The organism is Enterobacter cloacae complex sp. IR5428 (genome assembly GCF_049238585.1).
Taxonomy (GTDB): domain Bacteria; phylum Pseudomonadota; class Gammaproteobacteria; order Enterobacterales; family Enterobacteriaceae; genus Enterobacter; species Enterobacter intestinihominis.
In genome coordinates this window covers 84073-106054 of sequence record NZ_JBMKHV010000015.1, presented here as the reverse complement: position 1 = coordinate 106054, position 21982 = coordinate 84073, and the positions used below count along the sequence as shown (strand labels likewise).

General features: G+C 54.5%; 22 protein-coding genes and 1 rRNA gene. 8 read left to right on the top strand and 15 right to left on the bottom strand.

Annotated elements, in window-relative coordinates; all coding sequences use genetic code 11:
• Window positions 1-220, bottom strand: a 16S ribosomal RNA gene (locus ACOTXC_RS19210); the annotation flags it as partial.
• 366 nt (window positions 221-586) lie between these two features.
• Window positions 587-1153: a D-glycero-beta-D-manno-heptose 1,7-bisphosphate 7-phosphatase gene (gmhB, locus tag ACOTXC_RS19205; RefSeq protein WP_022647122.1), complete on the bottom strand. Its 567-nt coding sequence runs from the start codon at window positions 1151-1153 to the stop codon at window positions 587-589.
• Between the two features lie 188 nt (window positions 1154-1341).
• On the opposite strand from gmhB, the gene metN reads away from it, so the two are divergent.
• The 6 genes from metN to proS all read left to right on the top strand — a co-directional run bounded on the left by metN (window position 1342) and on the right by proS (window position 6921).
• On the top strand, window positions 1342-2373 hold the full coding sequence (gene metN, locus ACOTXC_RS19200; protein ID WP_032625582.1) for a methionine ABC transporter ATP-binding protein MetN: 1032 nt from the start codon (window positions 1342-1344) through the stop codon (window positions 2371-2373).
• The gene (locus ACOTXC_RS19195) at window positions 2366-3019 is read left to right on the top strand and encodes a methionine ABC transporter permease MetI (protein WP_003856130.1); all 654 of its coding nucleotides are present in this window, start codon (window positions 2366-2368) and stop codon (window positions 3017-3019) included. Before metN ends, ACOTXC_RS19195 begins: the two co-directional genes overlap by 8 nt.
• 40 nt (window positions 3020-3059) lie before the next feature.
• Window positions 3060-3875, top strand: a complete 816-nt coding sequence (gene metQ / locus ACOTXC_RS19190) for a methionine ABC transporter substrate-binding lipoprotein MetQ (RefSeq protein ID WP_006810023.1) — start codon at window positions 3060-3062, stop codon at window positions 3873-3875.
• Between the two features lie 106 nt (window positions 3876-3981).
• On the top strand, window positions 3982-4386 hold the full coding sequence (gene rcsF / locus ACOTXC_RS19185) for an Rcs stress response system protein RcsF (RefSeq protein ID WP_003856133.1): 405 nt from the start codon (window positions 3982-3984) through the stop codon (window positions 4384-4386).
• Window positions 4383-5090, top strand: a complete 708-nt coding sequence (tsaA, locus tag ACOTXC_RS19180; protein WP_023299375.1) for a tRNA (N6-threonylcarbamoyladenosine(37)-N6)-methyltransferase TrmO — start codon at window positions 4383-4385, stop codon at window positions 5088-5090. The genes rcsF and tsaA overlap by 4 nt, the downstream gene beginning before the upstream one ends.
• Window positions 5091-5202: 112 nt before the next feature.
• A complete protein-coding gene (gene proS / locus ACOTXC_RS19175) occupies window positions 5203-6921 on the top strand; it encodes a proline--tRNA ligase (protein WP_023299374.1) in 1719 nt (572 codons plus the stop codon).
• A 46-nt stretch (window positions 6922-6967) separates the two neighbouring features.
• Here proS and nlpE read toward each other — a convergent pair whose 3' ends face one another.
• The 3 genes from nlpE to ACOTXC_RS19160 are packed head-to-tail and all read right to left on the bottom strand — an operon-like array spanning window position 6968 to window position 8664.
• On the bottom strand, window positions 6968-7666 hold the full coding sequence (gene nlpE / locus ACOTXC_RS19170; RefSeq protein ID WP_421767908.1) for an envelope stress response activation lipoprotein NlpE: 699 nt from the start codon (window positions 7664-7666) through the stop codon (window positions 6968-6970).
• A 39-nt stretch (window positions 7667-7705) separates the two neighbouring features.
• Entirely contained in the window at window positions 7706-8122 is a 417-nt protein-coding gene (gene arfB / locus ACOTXC_RS19165) for an alternative ribosome rescue aminoacyl-tRNA hydrolase ArfB (protein ID WP_421767907.1), read from the bottom strand.
• Complete coding sequence (locus ACOTXC_RS19160; protein ID WP_022647118.1) at window positions 8119-8664, bottom strand: YaeQ family protein; 546 nt, start codon at window positions 8662-8664, stop codon at window positions 8119-8121. Before ACOTXC_RS19160 ends, arfB begins: the two co-directional genes overlap by 4 nt.
• Before the next feature lie 195 nt (window positions 8665-8859).
• Between ACOTXC_RS19160 and ACOTXC_RS19155 the strand changes: the two genes are divergently transcribed.
• Both ACOTXC_RS19155 and rof read left to right on the top strand, forming a co-directional pair.
• Window positions 8860-9060, top strand: a complete 201-nt coding sequence (locus ACOTXC_RS19155; protein WP_003856146.1) for a YaeP family protein — start codon at window positions 8860-8862, stop codon at window positions 9058-9060.
• On the top strand, window positions 9047-9307 hold the full coding sequence (rof, locus tag ACOTXC_RS19150; protein WP_003856148.1) for a Rho-binding antiterminator: 261 nt from the start codon (window positions 9047-9049) through the stop codon (window positions 9305-9307). The genes ACOTXC_RS19155 and rof overlap by 14 nt, the downstream gene beginning before the upstream one ends.
• A gap of 26 nt (window positions 9308-9333) precedes the next feature.
• Here the strand turns inward: rof and tilS are convergent, their stop codons facing one another.
• The 10 genes from tilS to lpxD form a co-directional block, all read right to left on the bottom strand.
• Window positions 9334-10620 (bottom strand): tRNA lysidine(34) synthetase TilS, encoded by a 1287-nt coding sequence (tilS, locus tag ACOTXC_RS19145; protein WP_105323027.1) that lies wholly within the window; start codon window positions 10618-10620, stop codon window positions 9334-9336.
• A gap of 58 nt (window positions 10621-10678) precedes the next feature.
• Entirely contained in the window at window positions 10679-11068 is a 390-nt protein-coding gene (locus ACOTXC_RS19140; protein WP_022647115.1) for a VOC family protein, read from the bottom strand.
• 66 nt (window positions 11069-11134) lie between these two features.
• Entirely contained in the window at window positions 11135-13267 is a 2133-nt protein-coding gene (locus ACOTXC_RS19135) for a lysine decarboxylase LdcC (RefSeq protein WP_058677790.1), read from the bottom strand.
• Window positions 13268-13367: 100 nt separating this feature from the next.
• Window positions 13368-14327 (bottom strand): acetyl-CoA carboxylase carboxyl transferase subunit alpha, encoded by a 960-nt coding sequence (accA, locus tag ACOTXC_RS19130; RefSeq protein ID WP_003856154.1) that lies wholly within the window; start codon window positions 14325-14327, stop codon window positions 13368-13370.
• Between the two features lie 12 nt (window positions 14328-14339).
• Window positions 14340-17822: a DNA polymerase III subunit alpha gene (gene dnaE / locus ACOTXC_RS19125; protein WP_126502802.1), complete on the bottom strand. Its 3483-nt coding sequence runs from the start codon at window positions 17820-17822 to the stop codon at window positions 14340-14342.
• A gap of 38 nt (window positions 17823-17860) precedes the next feature.
• Window positions 17861-18457: a ribonuclease HII gene (gene rnhB, locus ACOTXC_RS19120; protein WP_023305468.1), complete on the bottom strand. Its 597-nt coding sequence runs from the start codon at window positions 18455-18457 to the stop codon at window positions 17861-17863.
• A complete protein-coding gene (lpxB, locus tag ACOTXC_RS19115; RefSeq protein ID WP_023305467.1) occupies window positions 18454-19602 on the bottom strand; it encodes a lipid-A-disaccharide synthase in 1149 nt (382 codons plus the stop codon). The genes rnhB and lpxB overlap by 4 nt, the downstream gene beginning before the upstream one ends.
• Window positions 19602-20390 (bottom strand): acyl-ACP--UDP-N-acetylglucosamine O-acyltransferase, encoded by a 789-nt coding sequence (gene lpxA / locus ACOTXC_RS19110; RefSeq protein ID WP_003856164.1) that lies wholly within the window; start codon window positions 20388-20390, stop codon window positions 19602-19604. The genes lpxB and lpxA overlap by 1 nt, the downstream gene beginning before the upstream one ends.
• A gap of 3 nt (window positions 20391-20393) precedes the next feature.
• The gene (gene fabZ, locus ACOTXC_RS19105) at window positions 20394-20849 is read right to left on the bottom strand and encodes a 3-hydroxyacyl-ACP dehydratase FabZ (RefSeq protein ID WP_003856165.1); all 456 of its coding nucleotides are present in this window, start codon (window positions 20847-20849) and stop codon (window positions 20394-20396) included.
• A gap of 104 nt (window positions 20850-20953) precedes the next feature.
• The gene (gene lpxD / locus ACOTXC_RS19100; RefSeq protein WP_421767906.1) at window positions 20954-21979 is read right to left on the bottom strand and encodes a UDP-3-O-(3-hydroxymyristoyl)glucosamine N-acyltransferase; all 1026 of its coding nucleotides are present in this window, start codon (window positions 21977-21979) and stop codon (window positions 20954-20956) included.
• Window positions 21980-21982: the final 3 nt, after the last annotated feature.

Below are 21982 nucleotides of genomic sequence, written 5' to 3'. Positions count from 1 at the left end.
CAAGAGGCCCGAAGGTCCCCCTCTTTGGTCTTGCGACGTTATGCGGTATTAGCTACCGTTTCCAGTAGTTATCCCCCTCCATCAGGCAGTTTCCCAGACATTACTCACCCGTCCGCCACTCGTCAGCGAAGCAGCAAGCTGCTTCCTGTTACCGTTCGACTTGCATGTGTTAGGCCTGCCGCCAGCGTTCAATCTGAGCCATGATCAAACTCTTCAATTTAAGTTTGATGCTCGTGAATTAAACTTCGTAATGAATTACGTGTTCACTCAGAGACTTGGTATTCATTTTTCGTCCGAGGACGTTAAGAATCCATGTCACTTTGAGTGCCCACACAGATTGTCTGATAAATTGTTAAAGAGCAGTTGCGACGCGCTTCAGCGCTCTGTCGCGAGGTGGCGTATATTACGCTTTCCTCTTTCAGAGTCAACCCGTTATTTCAGGATTTTTTCTCTTCAACCGACCGGGTAGTCTGTGAAGTGATTCACATCCGCCGTGTCGATGGAGGCGCATTATAGGGAGCCGCCGAGGAATGACAAGCGGAAAAATGCATTTTTATTTCAACCGCTCACCTTTTCACCAAAACGTCTATTTTTGGTGCTTTTTAATCTCTTTTGGCAGATCTGCCAGACTAGTTATCACCCAGTCAGCTGCATTTTCTGCTTCTGGGGTGACTGGTTTACCGGTCCGCACTAATACTTTGGTTCCCACACCTGCCGCCGCCGCTGCCTGCATATCCTCCAGTTTATCGCCCACCATAAAAGACGCGGCCATATCAATGTGCAGGAATTCCTGTGCAGAGATAAACATTCCCGGGTGTGGCTTACGGCAATCACATGTCTGACGATACGCTTCTACTGTTCCCTGTGGATGATGCGGACAATAATAGATGCCATCAAGATCGACGCCACGATCGGCCAGAGACCAGTCCATCCATTCCGTCAGCGTCTCGAACTGCGCTTCGGTGAATTTACCCCGGGCGATACCGGACTGATTAGTTACCACCACCAGCGCATAGCCCATCTCTTTCAGCTGGCGCATGGCATCTATTACGCCCTCGATAAATTCGAACTCATCAATCTCATGGACGTAACCGTGATCCACATTAATTGTGCCGTCACGATCGAGAAAAATTGCGGGTACAGATTTTGCCACCGGTTTGCTCCTGAAAAAGGCTTGTTCAGCTAGTATCTCATGAATCGCAGCGCAATAAAGTGCTCATCGCACAGAGGTGGATTGATTTAGACGTCTGGATGCCTTAACATCCATTTTGTTTACGGTCATTCCCCGTATCTGGCAGAAGAAAATGCCACGGCTAACTTACATACGATAAAAATAATCTAATGATTAAACTTTCCAATATCACCAAAGTGTTCCAGCAGGGGAACCGAACCATTCAGGCGCTGAACAACGTCAGCCTGCATGTGCCTGCTGGTCAGATTTATGGCGTCATTGGCGCATCGGGTGCGGGTAAAAGTACGCTGATCCGGTGTGTTAACCTGCTTGAGCGCCCGACCCAGGGCAGCGTAGAAGTTGGCGGCCAGGAGCTTACCGCTCTCTCAGAAAAAGAACTCACCAAAGCGCGTCGCCAGATTGGCATGATTTTCCAGCACTTTAACCTGCTGGCCTCACGCACGGTTTTTGGAAACGTGGCGTTACCGCTGGAGCTGGATAGCACACCAAAAGAAGAGGTTACGCGACGCGTCACCGAACTGCTGGATCTGGTTGGGCTGGGTGATAAGCATGACAGCTACCCGGCCAACCTCTCAGGCGGGCAAAAGCAGCGTGTAGCAATCGCTCGCGCGCTGGCAAGCAACCCAAAAGTGCTGCTGTGTGATGAAGCCACCAGCGCGTTAGATCCAGCCACCACGCGTTCTATCCTGGAACTGCTGAAAGACATTAACCGTCGTCTGGGCCTGACTATCCTCCTTATTACGCACGAAATGGACGTGGTGAAGCGTATCTGTGACTGCGTCGCCGTCATCAGCAACGGTGAGCTGATTGAGCAGGACACGGTCAGCGAAGTCTTCTCGCACCCGAAAACGCCTCTGGCTCAGCAGTTCATTCAGTCCACACTGCATCTGGATATTCCGGAAGATTATCTGGAACGTTTAAAAGCAGACGCAACGCCTGACAGCGTCCCGATGCTGCGCATGGAGTTCACGGGCCAGTCCGTTGACGCACCGCTGCTGTCCGAAACCGCGCGTCGCTTTAACGTGAATAACAACATTATTAGCGCGCAGATGGACTACGCCGGTGGCGTGAAGTTCGGCATTATGCTGACGGAAATGCACGGCACACAGGAAGAAACCCAGGCGGCAATTGCCTGGCTGCAAGAACATCACGTAAAAGTAGAGGTGCTGGGTTATGTCTGAGCCGATGATGTGGCTACTGGTTCGCGGCGTTTGGGAAACGCTGGCAATGACCTTCGTATCGGGCTTTTTTGGTTTTGTGATTGGGCTGCCGGTCGGCGTACTGCTGTACGTCACGCGCCCGGGTCAAATTATTGAAAACGCGAAGCTGTATCGCACGCTCTCTGCGCTGGTGAACATTTTCCGTTCTATACCGTTTATTATCCTGCTGGTGTGGATGATTCCGTTTACACGCGTTATTGTCGGGACGTCGATTGGTTTGCAGGCGGCAATTGTCCCGCTAACCGTAGGCGCCGCGCCGTTTATCGCCCGTATGGTGGAAAACGCCCTGCTGGAAATCCCAACAGGCCTGATTGAAGCTTCCCGCGCTATGGGTGCGACGCCAATGCAGATCGTTCGCAAAGTTCTGCTGCCTGAGGCGCTGCCTGGGCTGGTGAATGCAGCAACCATCACGCTTATCACCCTGGTCGGTTATTCCGCGATGGGCGGCGCCGTGGGTGCTGGCGGTTTAGGCCAGATTGGATATCAGTACGGCTATATTGGCTATAACGCTACCGTAATGAATACCGTTCTGGTATTGCTGGTTGTGCTGGTTTACTTAATTCAATTCTCTGGCGATCGTATCGTCCGGGCTGTTACGCATAAATAACGTTACAAACAACACAAACTCGACGAGTTAAGGATATAACATGGCGTTTAAATTTAAGACCTTTGCAGCAGTAGGCGCACTGATTGGTTCGCTGGCACTGGTGGGTTGCGGTCAGGACGAAAAAGATCCGAACCACATCAAAGTAGGCGTTATCGTCGGTGCAGAGCAGCAGGTTGCTGAGGCCGCGCAGAAAATCGCGAAAGAAAAATATGGCCTGGACGTTGAGCTGGTGACCTTCAACGATTACGTTCTGCCGAACGAAGCGCTGAGCAAAGGCGACATTGACGCTAACGCCTTCCAGCATAAACCGTACCTGGATCAACAGATCAAAGATCGCGGCTACAAGCTGGTTGCTGTCGGTAACACCTTCGTTTACCCGATTGCCGGTTATTCCAAGAAAATTAAATCTCTGGATGAACTCCAGCCGGGTTCACAGGTTGCCGTCCCTAACGACCCAACCAACCTTGGCCGTTCGCTGCTTCTGCTCCAGAAAGTGGGCCTGATTAAACTGAAAGAAGGTGTTGGCCTGTTGCCGACCGTTCTGGACGTGACCGAAAACCCGAAAAATCTGAAAATTGTTGAGCTGGAAGCCCCTCAGCTGCCACGTTCTCTGGACGATGCACAGATCGCGCTGGCCGTTATCAACACCACTTACGCCAGCCAGATCGGTTTGACCCCTGCGAAAGATGGCATCTTTGTTGAAGACAAAGATTCCCCGTACGTCAACCTGATCGTGACTCGCGAAGACAACAAGGACGCGGAAAACGTGAAGAAATTCCTGCAGGCATATCAGTCTGAAGAAGTTTACCAGGAAGCCAATAAGGTGTTTAACGGCGGCGCGGTTAAAGGCTGGTAATCTCACCTCAGTGTAATATCATCAAGACGGGCATTTGCCCGTCTTGTCATTTGTGCGGTCAACTGCTTCAATATCTGACGTTTTGATTATCCACTGAGGAACTATTATGCGTGCTTTACCGATCTGTCTTTTAGCACTGATGCTGAGCGGCTGTTCTATGCTAAGCAGATCTCCTGTTGAACCCGTTCAAAGCACTGCAACCCCGCCAAAAGCGGAGCCAGCAAAACCGAAAGCGCCTCGCGCTGCGCCGGTACGTATTATTACTAAAGCCGACGAGCTGGTCGGTAAGCCATTCCGTGAACTGGGCGAAGTGAGCGGCGAATCCTGCCAGGCAACGAATCAGGACTCCCCTCCAAATATCCCAACAGCCCGCAAGCGTATGCAAATCAACGCGTCGAAAATGAAAGCCAACGCGGTGCTGCTGCACAGTTGCGAGGTCACCAGTGGTACGCCGGGCTGCTACCGTCAGGCGGTATGTATCGGTTCTGCGCTTAACATCACGGCGAAATGAGTTCATTTCAGTTCGAGCCGATAGGCGTTATCCGCTCCCCTTATAAAGAAAAGTTCGCCGTGCCGCGTCAGCCGGGACTGGTCCTTAACGGCGGCGGCGAGCTGCATCTTGTCGCGCCGTATAATCAGGCCGATGCAGTGCGCGGGCTTGAGGCATTCAGCCATTTATGGGTGGTGTTTGTGTTTCACCAGACCATGGAAGGCGGCTGGCGTCCTACCGTGCGTCCTCCTCGTCTGGGCGGAAATGCCAGAATGGGAGTTTTTGCCACCCGCTCAACGTTCCGACCGAATCCAGTCGGGATGTCGCTGGTCGAACTGAAAGGGATACGCTGTCAGAAAGATCGGGTGATCCTGGAGTTAGGTAGCCTTGACCTGGTTGATGGCACGCCGGTCATCGATATTAAACCTTACCTGCCCTTCGCCGAAGCGCTGCCGGATGCCCGTGCAAGCTATGCTCAGGACGCCCCACAGGCAGAGATGCCGGTTTACTTCACATCTGAAATAACGACGCAAATCAGCCAGCTGGAAAAGCGCTATCCTCGTCTGCGTGACTTTATCGTCGAAGTCCTGGCGCAGGACCCTCGTCCCGCCTATCGCAAAGAGGAAGACGCAGGAAAAACGTACGCCGTCTGGCTGCTGGACTTTAACGTGCGCTGGCGCGTAACTGATGCAGGTTTTGAAGTGTTTGCCCTGGAACCCAGGTAATTTTGTTCTCCTCTCTTTTGGCATCTTTGCCACACTGGTAAACTAAACCACTTTTTTTGTGTCAGGCTGGTGTTTCAGCCTGTTCCAATCGTCGAAATGGAACCGTAACAACATGCGTACTAGCCAATATCTGCTCTCCACTCTGAAGGAGACACCTGCCGACGCCGAGGTGATCAGCCACCAGCTGATGCTGCGCGCCGGGATGATCCGCAAGCTGGCCTCCGGGTTATACACCTGGCTGCCGACCGGCGTGCGCGTCCTGAAAAAAGTCGAAAACATCGTGCGTGAAGAGATGAACAACGCCGGTGCTATCGAGGTGTTAATGCCGGTCGTTCAGCCTTCTGAACTGTGGCAGGAGAGCGGTCGCTGGGAGCAGTACGGTCCTGAACTGCTGCGTATTGCCGATCGTGGCGATCGTCCATTCGTTCTCGGCCCAACGCATGAAGAAGTGATCACCGATCTGATCCGTAACGAGCTGAGCTCTTACAAACAGCTGCCGCTGAACTTCTTCCAGATCCAGACCAAGTTCCGTGACGAAGTGCGCCCACGCTTTGGCGTGATGCGCTCCCGCGAATTCCTGATGAAAGATGCCTACTCTTTCCATACTTCTCAGGAATCACTGCAAGAGACCTACGACAAAATGTACGTGGCCTACAGCAAAATCTTCTCCCGCATGGGGCTGGATTTCCGTGCTGTACAGGCTGATACCGGTTCAATCGGCGGTAGCGCCTCTCATGAATTCCAGGTTCTGGCGCAGAGCGGCGAAGACGATGTAATTTTCTCTGACTCCTCTGATTACGCCGCCAACATTGAGTTCGCAGAAGCGCTGGCACCAAAAGAACCACGCGGCGCGGCAACGCAAGAGATGACGCTGGTTGATACGCCAAACGCGAAAACCATCGCCGAGCTGGTTGAACAGTTTAATCTGCCGATCGAAAAAACGGTCAAAACCCTGCTGGTGAAATCGGCTGAAGGCAGCGCCTACCCACTGGTAGCCCTGCTGGTCCGTGGCGATCACGAGCTGAACGAAGTGAAAGCCGAGAAGCTGCCGCAGGTTGCCAGCCCGCTGACCTTCGCAACGGAGGCCGAAATCCGCGCCGTGGTGAATGCAGGTCCTGGTTCTCTGGGTCCGGTGAACATGCCTGTTCCGGTGGTCATTGACCGCACCGTTGCGGCGATGAGCGACTTCGCTGCGGGCGCAAACATCGACGGTAAACACTACTTCGGCATCAACTGGGATCGTGACGTGGCGACGCCGGAAGTGGCTGACATCCGTAACGTGGTCGCAGGCGATCCAAGCCCGGACGGCAAGGGTACCCTGATGATCAAACGCGGTATCGAAGTAGGCCACATCTTCCAGCTGGGCGATAAGTACTCGCGCGCAATGAACGCTGCCGTTCAGGGCGAAGATGGTCGTAACCAGGTTCTGACCATGGGCTGCTACGGCATTGGGGTAACGCGCGTTGTTGCGGCCGCTATCGAGCAGAACTATGACGAACGCGGAATCGTCTGGCCGGATAACATCGCGCCGTTCCAGGTGGCGATCCTGCCAATGAACATGCACAAGTCTTACCGCGTGCAGGAGCTGGCAGAGAAACTCTACGCTGAGCTGAGCGCGAAAGGTATCGACGTGCTGATGGATGACCGTAAAGAGCGTCCTGGCGTGATGTTTGCTGATATGGAACTGATCGGTATTCCACACACCATCGTCATCGGCGACCGTAACCTCGACAGCGATGAGATTGAATACAAGTACCGTCGCAACGGCGAAAAACAGATGATCAAGACGGGCGACATTCTTGATTACCTGGTGAAAGCCATCAAAGGCTAAGAAACAAAAAAACCCCGCCAGTGCGGGGTTTTTTAATGACTATAACTTATTTGCTTTCGCAGTCTTTACCCGCAGCAAACTTCGCGTCTTTATCTGCCACCAGCGTTTTCACCAGCTCACCGCTATCGGGGTTTGGCTCCAGCGTAAAATGCCCTTCAACCGTCAGCAACACTGGTTTGCTGTCGTTACCGCGCGCGACGGCATAGTCACGCTCCAGCTGGGCATTGTTCGCCACGCTGACTTTCTTCCCGGTTGCACAGTCAGTGAAGATTGCCGCATCCGCCATGTAGAAATACATCCCTCGCATCGCCATTGGGGTTGCAGGCAGGGTCGCTTTTACCGGGGCCAGCGTGTAGTTGAACTGGGATTCAATCGGATTGCCTTCGCGATCGAGCATCTCCATCCCCTCGCCTTTGGCGCGGAAATACATTTTATCGCCCGTGGTATCAGTCAATACCAGCTTTTCAGCCGTACGCGCCCATGTTCCGTATGTTGCAAAAGAAGACGGCTCTTTCGCTCCCTGATAGCGCTGGTTCATCACCCAGGTGCCATCTTTTTGCAGGAACAGAGAGGTTTCGATGCCTTCACAATCTGCACATGGCAATACGCCGCGCCAGCTCTGCTGCATCGGCTTCAATTCTTCGTTTTGCGTTGGCTGTAGTACCTGTGTTTCTGAACGGTTGTTACAGCCAAAAAGCGCGAACAGGCTTGTCACGGCCAGCGCTGATAATAATGCTTTTTTCACAATACATTCCTTATGAAAAAGTGTGTCCCTTTCGTCACATTACGGGTGACGGACTTTGCCACGCAGTGACTTTACGGTGGATTTCTGCGCCTTCGATGACAACCGACGTTCTTTCGATGCCCGCGTTGGACGTGTTGCCCGGCGACTTTTTTGTACAGCCGTCAGCTCTTTTATGACCGCCGCCAGTCTGGAAAGTGCCGCTTCCCGGTTCATTTCCTGGCTGCGATATTCCTGCGCTTTAATCACAATCACACCTTCACTGGTGATCAGATGATGGCTGGCGGCGAGCAGGCTTTCTTTATAATACTCTGGCAGGCTGGAGGCCCGGATGTCAAAGCGCAAATGGATAGCCGTTGAGGCCTTGTTAACGTGCTGCCCCCCTGCGCCCTGAGCACGGATGGCGGTGATCTCCAGCTCGTGATCAGGGATGCTGGCGTTTCGGGACAACTCAATCATGATACGGGCTGCCAGGCCGTGAGATGAATTTCCAGATTATTCTGAGAATCGGAAAGCCAGATGGCGCCGTCCTGAATCGTTGCCTGAAGCGCCATTGTCCGGCTGGCGAACGCGCTCAACTGTGCCAGTTGTTCATCATCCAGATACCAGACGGTAAGATTTTTGAACTGCGCACATTTATTTTTGTTTTGCTGCCACCAGATCTCCGCCGCGCGCTGGTTATAGGCAAACAACGCCACTTCAGCTGACTGGGTGCAAGCCTTTTTGATCCGGCGTTCATCCGGCAGGCCAAGCTCAATCCATAAATCGATACCCAGATGATCGTTGCGCAGCCAGGCTTCCGGTTCATCTTCCGCGCTTAAACCACGGGTAAATTGCAGACGCTCGTCGGCATACTTAATCCACGCCAGCAGGCGCAGCATCATGCGCTCCTGGGTTTCAGAAGGGTGACGCGCCAGCGTCAATGACGCATCCAGAAACTGGTTACGGTCAAGATCCGCCACATTGACCACAGCTTTATAAATTGTCGCTTTCAGCGCCATGAGAGAACTCCTTTCGAATCAGGCGTACATTGTAGCGAAAACCGCAGCAAAAGGCTGTTACGAGGTGGTGGCACCCCGTTATCAAGGCGCTGATATTGCTTAAATGAGTATGGTATAGTCACCTTGCTAAACCGAGTTTAACTTCGTAGGCTTAATGATATCTCACAGTAAGTCAGTACGCTGGCAGGAGGTGATGTGAATAATTATTGTGAGTTGATTCGCAGACGGTATGCGGAAATTGCCAGCGGAGATCTGGGGTACATCCCGGATGCGTTGGGCTGTGTATTGAACGTGCTGAATGAAGTGGCCTCTGATGAGAGCCTTTCTGAATCGGTCAGGGAAAAAGCAGCGTATGCTGCGGCGAATTTACTGGTGAGCGATTATGTCGATGAATGATACCTATCAACCCATCAATTGTGATGACTATGACAACCTCGAACTCGCCTGCCAGCATCATTTAATACTGACGCTGGAGCTAAAAGATGGCGAAGTGCTAAAGGCAAAGGCCAGCGATCTGGTTTCCCGTAAAAATGTGGAATACCTGGTTGTGGAAGATGCAGGTGCAACGCGTGAGTTACGCCTCGACAAAATTGCCAGTTTCAGCCATCCGGAAATCGGCACCGTCGTGGTGAGCGAATCCTGATAACCAACGGGCAGCCAGGCTGCCCGTTACGCTTTCCACTCAAAATTCACACCCGCTTCAGCCCACCCTTCCTGGGTAATAAACACACCTGCCGCCGCGATGAGCGTGTCGCCGTAAAACAGAAGCGGCGTGGTATCACGTCGCCAGGGCGGAACGTTCTGTTCCTGCCAGATTTTCTTCAGTTTACGCCCGCCGTTACGCCCAACGATATGCAGCATGCCGCTGGCCCTGAAGCGTATGGTGACGTTCTCGTCCGGCTCAGGTAGACGCACATTGCCCGAATGGCTTAACGCAACGACACCGGCATTCAACGGTAGCGTTAATGCTTTTTCCGGCGACGGCCAGTCAAGCACAACGTCAGCCAGCGACGGCACAGATTTCACCCACCAGAGTTGCTCTTTATAGCGCCTGACGTCATAACCATTCAGGCGTATACACGGTGCGGCATCTTCCCGCGCCTGTGCAACTTCTTCCCAGATACGGTTGAGCATCGCCCGGGACGGCATAACCGCACGGTGGGAAGCCAGCCAGCGACGAATCAGAGCAGCCCGACGCACGGGGCTCATCACTTTCAACGGCGCAATGTTCAGGGCACCGTCAGCGGTAGTCAGCGTATTCAGCTCCCCGCTCAGCAACTCATCCAGCAAGCTTTCCTGTTCAGCACAAAGCATGGCACTTCTGGCCACCGCTTCGGAAAAATGGGCCCAGCGCTCACTCAGCAGCGGTAAGACGCGCAGGCGCAGGAAGTTACGGTCGTAACTGTCGTCCTGATTGCTTTCGTCTTCAATCCAGCGCAGATGATGTTGCTGCGCCCAGGCTTCCAGTGATGCGCGCGTCTCACCCAGTAGCGGGCGGATGAGCTCTGTTTCAGCAAAACCAGCACGCTCAGGCATGGCGGATAAACCCGCAGGCCCGCTGCCCCGCTTGAGCGCCAGTAAAAACGTCTCGCACTGGTCGTCCAGATGCTGCGCGGTGACCAACGCTTCTCCAGGCTGTAACGCGCCGGAAAACGCGGCGTAGCGGGCTTTGCGCGCCTGCGCCTCAATACCCAGCCCTTCATCCTCAAGCGTGACGCGTTCAACGATTAGCGGGATCGCCCACCCTGAGCACACCGCTTCGCAGTGCGCCACCCAATCGTCGGCATGGGGGCTTAAGCCGTGATGGATATGCATCGCCCGCAGCTGGACGTCAGGCTCACGGTCGCGCCAGAGCTTAAGACGGTGCAGCAAAACGGTGGAATCCAGGCCACCGCTGAACCCCACCAGCAGCTGGCGGTAGGGTGAAACGGCGTGCGCGATAGCGGGTAAGGTCATAGGAAATTACACATAAAAAATGCCCGAACTGAACGGGCATTATCACACATGACGGCGATTACTGCTGATAAAGCTCCAGCGGCAGACCGTCCGGATCGTTGAAAAAAGTAAAACGTTTATCGGTGAAGGGATCGATGCGAATTGCTTCACAGGCCACGCCGTGGGCTTCCAGATGCTTTACCGCGCTGTCCAGGTTATCGACGCTGAAGGCCAGGTGGCGCAGGCCGCAGGCTTCCGGGCGCGAAGGACGCGCTGGCGGGAAAGGAAAAGAGAACAGTTCAATCACATATTGTCCGTTTAACGCCAGATCGCCTTTCCAGGAATCGCGCTCCTCGCGGTAGGCCTCGCTCAACAGCGTAAAGCCGAGAATGTCGCAGTAAAAGGCCTTACTTTTCGCGTAATCGGTGGCAATGATCGCAATATGATGAACAGCTTTTAAACCCAGCATAGTTTCTCCTTTTTATGGTGCCCTGAACGTTACAACCGACAACCCGCCCCTGGCAAGCGGCCCCTTTTATTTTAGGACTCTCACCCAGTACACGCCGTTATCATCGCGTTTCGCACCGTGAATATCCGTCTCAAAGCCCGGATAGTGGCGCCCTATCGAACAGAGCATCAGCAGGAAATCGAGCACCGCCCGGCTCTCCTCGGTGATCATCTCGCCCGGCATCAGCAGCGGTACGCCCGGCGGATAAGGCAGGATCATGTTGGCTGATACCCGCCCGACCAGGTTCTCCAGCTCAATGGTTTCAACCTCCCCTTTCACCTGGCGCTGCCACGCCCTGTGCGGCGTCAGCTTCATTTCAGGCAGAACATCAAATGCCTGCAGCATCAGGCGCGGCAGATCGTGCTGGCGGATCAGCCTGTGGATCCCCTGGGCCAGATCCTGAATACGCATATTGCGGTAGAAGTCAGGATCTTCCGCGTAGAGATCCGGCAGCATATTCTTCACCCGCAGGTTAAGATCGTATGCGCGCTTAAACTCCATCAGTCCGCGCAGCAGCCCCATCGCGCGGGTTTTATCGATCCCGATACTGAACAGGAACAGCAAATTATAGGGGCCGGTTTTCTCCACCACCACGCCGCGTTCATCAAGGAACTTCGCCACCAGCGCAGCCGGGATCCCTTCCTCACCCATCACACCCTGCTCATCCATACCCGGCGTCAGGATCGTCACCTTAACCGGATCAAGGAACATGTGGTCCGCATCAGCATCCCGAAAACCGTGCCAGCTCTCCCCCGGCGCGACGGGCCAGCATTCTGCCTCATCAATCTCTTCCGGCTGCCAGATATCAAAGAACCAGCCGTCCGCTTCATCTTTAAGTCGCTGAACCTCTTTTCGGAAATGCAGCGCCCGCTCCACCGAACGATTAATAAGGCGTTTCCCGGGATTACCGCGCAGCATCGCCGCCGCCGTTTCGATGGACGCCACAAGCGGGTAGCTGGGCGACGTGGTCGTGTGCATCATGAAGGCTTCGTTGAAGGTGTCCTCGTCGTACTCACCCTTGATGTGAATGAGAGACGCCTGGGAAAACGCGGCCAGCATTTTGTGCGTCGACTGCGTCTCGAAGAACACCTTGCCCGGCACCCGCTCGCCGCTCATCCCACTTTTACCCGAGTAAATCGGGTGGAAATTGGTGTAAGGCACCCACGCGGAGTCAAAGTGAATCGACGGCACGTCCAGCGTCTGCTTGATCCAGTTCGTGTTGTAAAGCAGCCCGTCATAGGTGGAGTTGGTGATCACCGCATGCACAGGCCAGCTTGCCTCGGGGATCGCCGCGATCTTATTTTCAATGGCTTCATGCGCGAACTCACGGCGAGGAATGCCGCCGAGGATCCCCAGCGCATTACGCGTGGGAGACAGCCAGAGCGGCACGACGTCACTCATCATCAGCAAATGCGCCAGTGATTTATGGCAGTTCCGGTCAATCAGCAACGTGCTACCGGCAGGCGCGGCATACATGCCGACGATCTTGTTCGATGTCGAGGTTCCGTTGGTCACCATGTAGCTCTGCTCGGCACCAAAGGTCCGGGCGATGTACTCTTCGGCTTCCAGATGCGGGCCGGTATGATCCAGCAGCGAGCCCAGCTCGGTCACTGAAATCGACACGTCCGCCTTCAGCGTATTGCCGCCAAAGAAATCGTAGAACAGGCACCCTACCGGGCTTTTTTGATAGGCCGTTCCCGCCATGTGGCCTGGCGTACAGAAGGTGTACTTCCCTTCATTCACATAGGTGAACAGCGCACGCGTAAACGGCGGGGTGATGTTATCCAGATATTCACCGGTGTACTGCTGAATGCGGGTCGCAATGTCCTCAGCCACGCCGAGTGAGTATTCGAAGAACCACAGCGCCATACGCATATCGTGGGCGCTGACGTCCATGGTCGAGTGAGTGTTGATAAAGGCGTACAGCGGAAGATATTCGTTGAGCTTATTGATCTCGCTGCACAACTCCATGTCGTATTCGTCCCAGTCGAATATCACGCCACAGATGCGCGGATTGTGTTCGATGAATTTCAGCAGGTCGGCGCTGTTTTGCGGCCAGATTAGCTGATATCCGCGTGCTTTAAGGGCTTGCTCCAGCTCCTTGATGGGTTCGTCTTTATAAAAGACGCCGTGTGGCCCCATGATGGCAATGATGTTCATGGTTTACCTCCTTGAAAAACATCAGATAAGCATAGTTAAGGTAAACGGCAGGTATAAAAAAAGCCGCAACAATGTGCGGCTTTTAGGATAATTGTGAGGCTTACGCGTAACCGTAGGTCATCAGACGCTGATAACGACGGTTGAGCAGATCTTCTGTGCTCAGCACGTCCAGATCCGCCAGGTCTGCCAGCAGCTGCGCTTTCAGGGAAGCAGCCATCACTTCCGGCTTACGGTGCGCGCCACCCAGCGGTTCAGGGATAACGGTGTCGATCAGCTTCAGCTCTTTCAGACGTGGGGCAATGATGCCCATCGCTTCCGCAGCCAGCGGCGCTTTATCGGCACTTTTCCACAGAATGGAGGCACAGCCTTCCGGAGAGATAACGGAATAGGTGCTGTACTGCAGCATATTCACTTTATCGCCCACGCCAATTGCCAGCGCACCGCCGGAACCACCTTCACCGATAACGGTACAGATGACCGGCACTTTCAGGCGAGACATCTCACGCAGGTTGCGTGCGATGGCTTCAGACTGACCGCGCTCTTCTGCGCCAACACCCGGGTAAGCACCCGGTGTGTCGATGAAGGTGATGATTGGCATATTGAAACGCTCAGCCATCTCCATCAGACGCAGGGCCTTACGGTAGCCTTCTGGTGCTGGCATACCGAAGTTACGACGGATCTTCTCTTTGGTTTCACGGCCTTTCTGGTGACCAATGATCATCACCGGACGTCCATCCAGACGCGCGATACCGCCGACGATAGCTTTATCGTCAGCGTATGCGCGGTCGCCTGCCAGTTCGTCAAATTCGTCAAACGCCAGGCGGACATAATCCAGGGTGTACGGACGCTGTGGATGACGCGCCAGCTGGGCGATCTGCCATGCGCCGAGATCGGCAAAGATTTTGCGCGTCAGTTCTACGCTTTTTTCACGCAGACGATGCACTTCTTCGTCGATGTTAATATCCAGTTTTTCATCCTGACGGCTTACGGCTGTCAGAGAATCGATTTTCGCTTCCAGCTCTGCAATCGGCTGTTCGAAATCAAGGAAATTCAGACTCATAGTATTCCTGTATTAGTCAAACTCCAGTTCCACCTGCTCCGAACCAATGAGGCCACGGAGATCGTTCAGTAAACGATCGCTCGGAGAGACACGCCACGTTGCACCAAAGCGCAACCGCGCACGTGCATCCGCCCTCTGATAGTAGAGATGTACTGGAATGGTCCCCGAGCGGTGGGGTTCCAGAGACTGACGGAGTCGGTTTAAAAGCTGGTCATCAATTTGCCTGTCCGTCAGCGAGATAGCAAGCCCGCGAGCATATTTTTCCCGGGCTTCGTCAATGTCCATCACTTCGCGGGCGGTCATTTTAAGCCCCCCGCTGAAGTCATCAAAGCTGACCTGTCCGCTGACGATAAGTATGCGGTCTTTTTCCAGCAATTGCTGGTATTTATCCAGCGCGTCGGTGAACAACATCACCTCCAGACGCCCGGAACGGTCATCCAGGGTACAGATGCCGATACGATTGCCGCGCTTGGTGACCATTACCCTTGCAGCAATCACGAGCCCCGCAGCCGTGGTGATTTTACCACGTTCTGTCGGATGCATGTCTTTAAGCCTGTGGCCGCCGACATAGCGCTCAATTTCTTTCAGATACTGGTTGATCGGGTGTCCCGTCAGGTACAGGCCTAACGTCTCACGCTCCCCATCCAGCACCACCTGTTCTGGCCAGGGCTGGCAGTTGGAATAGGACTGCTCGATCTGCTCTGGCTCTTCCGCCAGCACGCCGAACATATCCGCCTGGCCAATGGCTTCCGCTTTAGCATGCTGATCGGCCGCTTTCAGCGCATCGCCGAGCGAGTTCATCAGCGCGGCGCGGTGTGGCCCCAGCCGGTCAAACGCACCGGACATGATCAGTTTTTCCAGCACGCGCCGGTTCAGTTTTTTGGTATCGGTGCGGGCGCACAGGTCGAACAGCTCGCGGAAATAGCCGCCGTTGTTACGCGCTTCGATGATCGCCTCGATCGGCCCCTCACCCACGCCCTTGATCGCGCCGATCCCATAGACGATTTCCCCGTCATCGTTGACGTGGAAATGGTACAGGCCAGAGTTAATATCCGGCGGCAGGATCTTCAGCCCCATGCGCCAGCACTCGTCCACCAGGCCAACCACCTTTTCGGTGTTGTCCATATCGGCGGTCATTACCGCCGCCATAAACTCAGCGGGATAGTGGGCCTTGAGCCACAGCGTTTGATACGACACCAAAGCATAAGCGGCGGAGTGGGATTTGTTAAATCCGTACCCGGCGAATTTCTCCACCAGGTCGAAGATTTTCATCGCCAGTTCGCCATCGACGCCGTTTTTCTTCGCCCCATCTTCAAAGATAGAACGCTGCTTGGCCATCTCTTCCGGCTTTTTCTTACCCATCGCACGACGCAACATATCTGCGCCGCCAAGGGTGTAACCAGAAAGCACCTGGGCGATCTGCATGACCTGTTCCTGATACAGGATGATGCCGTAGGTTGGCTCCAGTACCGGTTTCAGGCTTTCATGCTGCCACTGCACATCCGGATAGGAAATCTCTTCGCGCCCGTGCTTACGGTCGATAAAGTTATCTACCATCCCCGACTGCAACGGGCCCGGACGGAACAGAGCCACCAGCGCGATCATATCTTCGAAGCAGTCTGGTTGCAGACGCTTAATCAAATCTTTCATGCCGCGGGATTCAAGCTGGAAGACGGCTGTCGTCTCGGAGCGTTGCAGCATGTCGAAACTTTTCTTGTCATCAAGCGGGATAGCCGCGATATCCAGCGGCGGCTCGCCGTTCTTCTCACGGCGGGCGTTGATCATCTCCAGCGCCCAGTTGATGATGGTCAGCGTACGCAAACCAAGGAAGTCGAACTTCACAAGCCCGGCGTATTCAACGTCGTTCTTGTCGAACTGGGTGACCGGATGCTGGCCCGCTTCATCGCAGTACAGCGGCGCGAAGTCAGTGATTTTGGTCGGGGCGATAACCACGCCCCCCGCATGCTTACCGGCGTTACGCGTGACGCCCTCCAGCTTGCGCGCCATGTCGATCAGCGCTTTCACCTCTTCGTCGGCTTCGTAGATTTCCGGCAGCTGAGGTTCAGCTTCAAAGGCTTTCGCCAGAGTCATGCCCGGATCGGGCGGCACCAGCTTAGAGATTCGATCGACAAAACCGTAGGGGTGGCCCAGAACGCGGCCCACGTCGCGGATAACCGCTTTCGCCGCCATCGTACCGAAGGTAATGATCTGTGAAACCGCATCACGACCGTACATATCGGCCACGTGCTCAATCACCTGGTCGCGTTTTTCCATGCAGAAGTCGACGTCGAAGTCGGGCATGGAGACACGTTCCGGGTTAAGGAAACGTTCGAACAGCAGGTCGAATTCCAGCGGATCGAGATCGGTGATTTTCAGCGCATACGCCACCAGCGAGCCGGCACCTGAACCACGGCCCGGGCCAACCGGTACGCCGTTATCCTTCGACCACTGGATGAACTCCATTACGATCAGGAAGTAGCCAGGGAACCCCATCTGGTTGATCACCTGGAGTTCAATATCCAGACGCTCGTCATATTCAGGACGCTTCTCTTTACGGACCGCTTCATCCGGGAAGAGGAATTCCAGACGCTCTTCAAGGCCCTCTTTCGATTTCATGACCAGGAAATCTTCCGTGGTCATGTCGCCCGTCGGGAACTGCGGCAGGAAATATTCGCCGAGACGCACGGTGACGTTGCAGCGCTTGGCAATCTCTACGCTGTTTTCCAGCGCTTCCGGGATGTCGGAGAAGAGCTCACACATTTCCTCTTCGCTGCGCATGTACTGCTGCGATGAGTAGTTGCGAGGACGTTTCGGATCGTCGAGGGTGAAGCCGTCGTGGATAGCGACGCGAATTTCATGCGCGTCAAAATCGCCCGGCTCAAGAAAGCGCACATCGTTGGTGGCCACTACAGGCAGGCCACGCGCTTCCGCCAGAGCGACGGCCGCATGCAGATAGCTCTCTTCGTCTGCACGCCCGGTACGGATTAGCTCCAGGTAATAGCGATCCGGGAAATGCTCTTCGTAGAACGAGACGCACTGATCCACCAGCACGTTGTTCCCGCGCAGCAGACATTTGCCGACATCACCCATACGGCCACCGGAGATCAGCAGCAGACCTTCGTTCAGCTCCGCCAGCCAGTCGCGGTCAATCCATGGACCCAGCGCGCCGTAGCCGCGCTGGTAGGCTTTTGAGATCAGCAGAGTGAGGTTCTGATAGCCCGTGTTATTCATGGCTAACACGGAAATTTGCGTCATCTCATCGCCGAGCAGGTCGCTCTGCACGTGGAAATCCGCGCCGACGATGGGCTTTAATCCTGCGCCATGCGCCGTTCCGTAGAACTTCACCAGGCCACACAGGTTGGTAAAATCGGTGATCGCCAGCGCAGGCATGCCAAGCGAGGCCGCCTTCTTTACCAGCGGCCCGGTCTTTGCCAGCCCATCGATCATGGAGTAGTCGCTATGCACCCGCAGGTGTACGAAACGTGGTTCAGCCATCTTCAGATCCCGCGTTACTTAATTGCTTGCATCTTGATTCAGGACACCAGTCCCAGCGCGCGTTTCACCGGGCCAAAGCTGCGCCGATGATGTTCAGTTGCGCCATGTTCAGCCAGCTTTTCCAGATGGAAAGCCGTTGGATATCCCTTGTGCTGGGCGAAACCATACGCGGGATAAGTGAGGTCCAGCGCGGCCATTTCGGCATCGCGCGTCACTTTGGCAATGATTGACGCCGCACTGATTTCTGCGACGCGGCTATCGCCTTTAACAACAGCCATTGAAGGCATCGGCAGCGTCGGGCAACGGTTACCGTCGATCAGCACATACTCAGGCACAATCTTCAGGCCCGCAACGGCACGCTGCATCGCCAGCATGGTGGCGTGCAGAATGTTCAGATCGTCGATCTCATCCGGCTCTGCGCGCCCGAGACTCCAGGCCAGCGCCTTCTCTTTAATTTCATCGAACAGCGCCAGGCGGCGCTTTTCGCTCAGTTTTTTCGAGTCGTTCAGGCCAGGGATCGGGCGGGCTGGATCGAGGATCACCGCCGCGGTCACAACGGCACCCACTAACGGACCACGACCGACTTCATCCACACCGGCAACGAGGTGGGTATGGGGATAAATAAATTCCATCATTGTGCTAACTCCAGCACCGCATCGGCCGCCTGCTCATCAGCATTACAGCGGATCAGTTGATGCAGTTCACGGAAAGTATCATGCATCTGGTGGCTGGTTTTACCGTTGGCCAGCAGCGGCAGTAATGCATCAGCCAGTGCCTGCGGCTGGCATTCATCCTGCAAGAGTTCTTTCACCAGCTCGCGACCTGCAAGCAGGTTTGGCAGGGATACGTAGTCTGTTTTTACCAGACGTTTTGCCAGCCAGAAGGTAAATGGTTTCATGCGATAACCGACCACCATTGGGCATTTTGCCAGCATACACTCCAGCGCAGCCGTGCCGGAAGCCAGCAGTGCGGCATCGCTCGCAAACATGGCTTGCCGCCCTTTCCCGTCCAGCAGGCGGACGTGAAGATCCGGGGCAACCTCGGCTTTGATACGCTCAAACTGCTCGCGGCGTTTGGCATTCACCAGCGGCACGACCACTTCAAGGTCTGGGTACGTCTTGCGGAGAATTTGCGCCGTTTTCAGGAAATCGGCACTTAGCATTTCAACTTCCGCACCCCGGCTCCCTGGCAGCAGCGCCAGACAGTGCACATCATGCGGGATGCCCAGTTCGTCACGCGCCGCATTTTTATCAGGGTCCAGCGGCATGGCATCCGCCATGGTATGACCGATAAAACGGCACGGGACATTAAACCTGTCGTAAAACGCTTTTTCGAAAGGCAGAAAAGCCAGCACCAGATTGGTGGACCGTCCGATTTTGAAAACGCGTTTCTGTCGCCACGCCCACACGGACGGGCTGACGTAATGGATAGTTTTGATCCCCTGCTTTTTCAGGTTCCCTTCAAGGGTAATATTGAAATCAGGTGCATCAATGCCGACAAAGACATCGGGCTTGAGGTCGGTAAAGCGGCGGGTAAGATCGGCGCGAATATGCAGCAGGCGACGCAGGCGGCCCAGCACCTCGACGATGCCCATCACAGCCAGCTCTTCCATTTCATACCAGGCTTCACAGCCTTCGGCCTGCATCAGCGGCCCAGCCACGCCCACAAAGCGGGCATTGGGTACACGGGCTTTAAGCGCGCGTATAAGACCTGCACCAAGAATATCGCCGGAGGTTTCTCCGGCGACCAGGGCGATAGTAAGCGGACGACTGTCGACCATTAACGAATCAGACCACGGGTTGAACGTTCAAAGAATTCCATGAACGTTTTCACTTCAGGGTGCTTATTCGCCAGCTCGGCAATTTCCGGCTTCGCCTCTTCCAGCGTTTTACCGCTACGGTACAGCAATTTGTACGCGTTGCGGATCGCGGTAATCGCTTCGCGGCTAAAGCCACGACGCTTAAGGCCTTCAATGTTCACGCCAAACGGCGTGGCATGGTTGCCCTGCGCAATCACAAACGGTGGGACGTCCTGCGCCACACCGGAGCACCCGCCGACCATCACGTGTGCACCGATGATGCAGAACTGATGGACTGCGGTCATGCCGCCAATAATTGCGAAATCATCGACCGATACGTGCCCCGCCAGCGTTGCGTTGTTGGCGAGAATACAGCGGCTACCCACGGTACAGTCGTGCGCAATATGCGCATTAACCATAAACAGGTTGTCGCTGCCCACCTTCGTCAATCCACCGCCTTGCGTTGTACCACGATGAATGGTGACGCTTTCGCGAATGCGGTTACGATCGCCGATTTCCACGCGGGTCGGTTCGCCAGCATACTTAAGATCCTGGTTAACTTCGCCGATGGAGGCGAACTGATAGATCTCATTGTTGCAGCCAATGGTGGTATGACCATTCACGACAACGTGAGATTTCAGTACTGTACCCTCACCAATTTCGACATGGGGTCCAACAATACAAAACGGGCCAATGTGGACGTTTGCGCCAATGATGGCACCCGTTTCCACAATGGCGGTAGGATGAATAAAGGCGGATTTATCAATCACGTATCAGGCCTCCCGGCTACGCGCACACATCATTGTCGCTTCGCAAACAACTTTGCCGTCAACCATAGCTACGCCTTTGAAGCGAGTCAGGCCGCGACGCGTTTTTTCAAAAGTGACTTCCATGATCATTTGATCACCAGGCACGACCGGACGCTTGAAGCGCGCTTCATCGATACCCGCGAAGTAATAGAGTTCACCCGGCTCCAGTTTACCTACGCTTTTAAACGCCAGAATACCGGTAGCCTGTGCCATCGCTTCCAGGATCAACACACCCGGGAAGATAGGTTTACCAGGGAAGTGCCCCTGGAAGAATGGCTCGTTAACGGAGACATTTTTCACTGCGCGCAGAAAACGACCTTCTTCAAAATCCAGCACACGGTCTACCAGTAAAAACGGGTAGCGGTGCGGCAGAAGTTCTAAAATCTCTTCAATATGCAGAGTATGAGTGTCAGTAGTCAAAATACTCTTCCTGTCAAATGTACTAAGTAGCAATAATAACACGGCCTGCCGGTTTATAAACAAAGCCGACAGGCCGGGAAATTTAGCGTTAAACGGATGAACGCTTAGTCTTGTTGATCGATTTTGCGCTCAATCGCTTTGAGTCGCTTGCTCATATCATCAATATTCATCACCAGTGCAGCTGTTTTACGCCATACCTTGTTCGGTTGCAGCGGGATACCGGAGGAATAAACGCCGGGCTCAGTGATGGGACGCATCACCATACCCATCCCCGTCACCGTGACTTTGTCGCATATTTCCATATGGCCATTGATCACGCTGGCACCGCCTATCATGCAGTAACGGCCTATTTTCAGGCTGCCTGCCATGATAACACCACCCGCAACTGCGGTATTGTCGCCAATCACAACGTTATGTGCAATCTGGCACTGGTTGTCTATGATAACACCGTTACCAATAATGGTGTCGTCAAGTGCACCACGGTCAATGGTTGTGCAAGCGCCGATCTCAACGCGATCGCCGATAATCACGCGACCCAGCTGCGGGATCTTAACCCAGTTACCCCGATCGTTGGCGTAACCGAATCCGTCAGAACCAATCACCGTGCTGGACTGTACGAGGCAATTCTCGCCAATCTCAACCTCATGGTAGACAGAAACATTGGCCCAAAGACGAGTCCCTGCGCCAATTTTCGTATTTTTTCCAACAAAGCAGCCTGGCCCAATCACCACGTTATCACCCAGCACAACGCCGGATTCGATAACGGCGTTTGCGCCGACTGCCACGTTGTTACCCAGCTGAGCCATTGGATCAATCGCAGCGCTGGCTGCAATGTTCTGCGCCGGCTGCGGCGTGGTATCAAGAATTTGGGCCATGCGTGCATAGGTCAGGTAGGGATTTTTCACTACCAGTGCAGCGTTAGTGGCAAACGGAAGATCGTCCTGCGTCAGAACAACGGCAGACGCCTGGCACTGAGCCAGGTGTTCACGGTACTTAGGGCTTACCATGAAGGTAATAGTGCCTGCTTTAGCAGATTGCATGGACGCAACAGCGGTGATGACGATATCGCCATCACCGTGTAATTCTGCATCCAACTGCTGAGCTAAATCAGCCAGTCGAATTGAAGGCATTAC